We start from the raw sequence: 3795 nt of genomic DNA on the forward strand, positions 1-3795 counted from the left end.
CGGCTGCTTCCGAGCCGCGGCGCCGAAACCGGTGGGCCGGCCCGTATCGTGATCGCGGACGAAGCCCTCCAGACGCTCGAAGGCCGCGACGTGGTGTTCGTCCGCACGAAGGACGGCTTCCGCGCGCAGCAGGTGACCGTCCGCCAGCGCAGCGCGGGCCGTGTCGAAATCCTCGCCGGGCTGAAGCCGGGCCAGATCGTCGCGACCAAGAACGCATTCCTGCTCAAGGCCGAACTCGGCAAGGGCGCGGGCGAGGAGGAATAGACCGTGATCGCGAAACTGATGGCGCTATCCGTCCGCGCGCGCTGGGCGGTGCTTTTCCTCTTCCTCGTGATCGCGGGCCTCGGCGTCTGGCAGCTCACCAAGCTGCCGATCGACGCCGTTCCCGACATCACCAACAAACAGGTGCAAATCAACACGATCGACCCGCGCCTTTCGCCGGTCGAAATCGAGAAACTCGTAACCTATCCGATCGAAATCTCGCTGGCCGGCATTCCGGGGCTCGAGACGACACGGTCGATCTCGCGCAACGGCTTCAGCCAGGTGACGGCCATCTTCTCCGATGAAACCGACCTCTATTTCGCGCGCCAGCAGGTGGGCGAACGGCTTCTCCAGGCGGGCGAAAATCTGCCCGATGGGGCGCAGCCGCAGATCGGTCCCGTAACGACGGGTCTCGGCGAGGTCGTGATGTACACCGTCGGCTATAAAAATTCTGACGGGAAGGGCGCCAAGAAGGTTGCGGGCCAACCGGGCTGGCAACCCGACGGCAGCTATCTGACCCCCGAGGGCGATATCCTCACCGACGAGATCGCGAAGTCGGGCTATCTTCGCACAGTCCAGGACTGGATCGTCAGCCCCCAGCTGAAGTCGGTCGGCGGCGTTGCCGGCGTCGACTCGATCGGTGGCTATGCCAAGACCTTCGTGGTCGAGCCCGATCCGACACGCCTCACCAGCTATGGCATTTCCTACAGCGAACTCGGCGAAGCGCTCGAACGCGCAAACCTCGCGGTCGGCGCCAACTATTACAACCGCGGCGGCGAGGCCTATCTCGTCCGCGTCGATGCGCGCGTTCGCTCGGTCGACGAGATCCGCAATGCCGTCGTTGCAACGCGCGGCGGGGTTCCTGTCACCGTCGGGCAGCTTGCCAATGTGAAGATTGGCGGCGACCTTCGAACGGGTGCGGGCAGCATGAACGGCAAGGAGGCGGTGATCGGCACCGTGCTCATGCTGATCGGCCAGAACAGCCGCACCGTCGCCGAGGATGTCTCGGCGAAGATCGCGCAGGTGTCGAAAACCTTGCCGCCTGGCGTCGAAGTGAAGGTGGTGCTCGACCGCGCCAAGCTCGTGAACGCGACCGTCGGCACGGTTGAAAAGAACCTGACCGAAGGCGCGCTGCTCGTCGCGGCCGCGCTCTTTTTCCTGCTCGGCAACTGGCGCGCCGCGATCATCGCGGTGCTCGTCATCCCCTTCTCCTTCCTGATGATGGCGATGGGCATGAACGCGTTCCGGGTCCCCGGTAACCTGATGAGCCTCGGCGCTCTCGACTTCGGTCTGATCGTCGACGGGGCGGTGATCATCATCGAAAACTGTCTGGCGAGACTGGCACACAGGCAGGAGCATGAAGGGAGATTGCTTAACCTTCGCGAACGTCTCGAGGAGACGATGCGGGCCAGCCAGGAGATGATCAAACCGACGGTCTTCGGCCAGGCGATCATCCTGCTCGCCTTCGCGCCGCTGCTGATGTTCACAGGCGTCGAGGGCAAGACCTTCTCGCCGATGGCCATCACCATCATGCTCGCGCTCGTCGCCGCCTTCATCCTTGCCATCACGCTGGTCCCGGCGCTCGTCGCGCTGATGATCCGCGGCAAAGTGGCCGAGAAGGAAGTCTGGGCCATCCGCAAGTCCAAGGAACGCTATCTGCCCTTGCTCGACAAGGCGATCGCGAAACCCTGGACCTTCATCGCGGGCGGCTTCGTCTTCTTCCTTCTCGCGATCCCCGCGTTTGGGCTTCTGGGTTCGGAATTCATTCCGCAGCTCGACGAGAAGAATATGGCACTCGCCTCGACGCGCGTGCCTTCGGTGAGCCTCGAACAGTCGCTGGCCATGCAACGTAATGTCGAGACGGCGATCTCGAGCCTGCCCGAAGTCGAACTGATGTTCTCGAAGACGGGTACCGCCGAGGTGGCGACCGATCCGATGCCGCCGAACATCTCGGATGGCTTCGTGATCCTGAAGCCGCAGGACCAGTGGCCGGCGGGCGTCGATAGCAAGGCCGATGTCGTCGAGCGGATCGAGAAGGCCGCTGGCGGCCAGCTCGGCCAGCTTTACGAGGTCAGCCAGCCGATCCAGCTTCGTTTCAACGAACTGATCGCGGGTGTCCGCGGCGACGTCGCCATCAAGCTCTACGGGGACGACCTCGACAAGATGTCGCTCGCCGCGAACGAGATGGTGAAGGTGCTCCAGGGCATTCCGGGTGCGGGCAGCGTCAAGGCCGACCAGGTCGGCGGCGCTCCGACGCTGGACGTGAAGCTCGATCGCAATGCGATCGCGCGTTACGGCCTGTCGGTGCAGGAAGTCGCCGACACCGTGTCGGCGGCGCTTGGCGGGCGTGAATCGGGTCTCCTTTACGAAGGCGATCGCCGGTTCGACATCACCGTGCGCGTTCCCGACGCGACCCGCGTCAATCTCGACGACATTCGCGCGCTTCCCGTGCTCCTTCCCTCGGAAGGCGGGAACCGCGGACAGATACCGCTTGCGCAAGTGGCGCAGATCCGGCTGACCGAAGGGCTCAACCAGATCAGCCGCGAGAATGGCAAGCGGCGCGTCGTCGTACAGGTGAACCTCGAAGGCCGCGATGCGGGCTCCTTCGTGGCCGAGGCGCAAGCGAAGATTGCCAATGTGAAGCTTCCGGCGGGCTATTATCTCGAATGGGGCGGGCAGTTCGAAAGCCTGCAGGCCGCCTCGAAGCGGCTTTCCATCGTGGTGCCGCTCTGCTTCGCGGGTATCTTCATCCTGCTGTACATGGCGCTTGGCACTTTCGGCCGAGCAACTGCCGTGTTCCTTGCGGTCCCGCTGGGGCTCGCAGGCGGGGTGTTCACCCTCGCGCTTACGGGCATCAACTTCTCCGTGTCCGCAGCGGTGGGCTTCATCTGTCTCGCCGGCGTCGCGGTGCTCAACGGTCTCGTCGTCATGACGGCGATCCGCGAGCGGCTCGAGAATGACGTGCCGCTCACCGAGGCGATCCGCGAGGGCATGATCGAGAAGATGCGCGCGGTGATTATGACCGGCTTCGTGCCCGCGATCGGCTTCGTGCCGATGGCGATCGCGACGGGGACAGGCGCCGAGGTGCAGAAGCCGCTCGCGACGACCGTCATCGGCGGCCTCATCGCAGCGACCATCCTGACGCTTCTCGTGCTCCCGGCCATCGCGAAGGTCGTTCTTGGCGCGAATTGGCAGCCCGGTTTCCTGAAACGCAAAACCGAGCCGGCCGAAGCGCCGGTCACGGAATAGGAGAGGACCATGCAAAAAGCATCCAAGCTATTGCGCGTTTATACCGACGAGTCTGCCTTCTTCGGCGACCAGCGCGTCTTCGAGTTCATTTCCGAACTCGCCCGCCAGCAAAAGCTGGCGGGGGTCACCGTCCTCGAAGCGGTCCTCGGTTTCGGTCGCTCGGCGCATCTCCACCGCAAGCATGCGCTGGAGAATGACCGGGCGGTCGTGATCGAGATCATCGACGAGGAGCAGCGGCTCCGCGACTTTGCGGCGCAGCTGACCGAAATACCGGACATCGGGCTC

2 protein-coding genes and 1 pseudogene are annotated in these 3795 nt (G+C 64.1%); all 3 read left to right on the plus strand.

Annotation, left to right across the window (positions count from 1 at the left end):
* A pseudogene (locus VGN68_RS03365) lies at positions 1-264 on the plus strand (efflux RND transporter periplasmic adaptor subunit); the annotation flags it as partial.
* 3 nt (positions 265-267) lie between these two features.
* Positions 268-3510, plus strand: coding sequence for a CusA/CzcA family heavy metal efflux RND transporter (locus VGN68_RS03370; RefSeq protein WP_327473867.1), 3243 nt, complete (start codon positions 268-270; stop codon positions 3508-3510).
* A 9-nt stretch (positions 3511-3519) separates the two neighbouring features.
* Positions 3520-3795 (plus strand): DUF190 domain-containing protein (locus VGN68_RS03375; protein WP_327473869.1); only part of this gene is annotated, 276 nt, incomplete at its 3' end.

Source organism: Sphingopyxis sp. (genome assembly GCF_035998965.1).
In the GTDB taxonomy this organism is placed as follows: domain Bacteria; phylum Pseudomonadota; class Alphaproteobacteria; order Sphingomonadales; family Sphingomonadaceae; genus Sphingopyxis.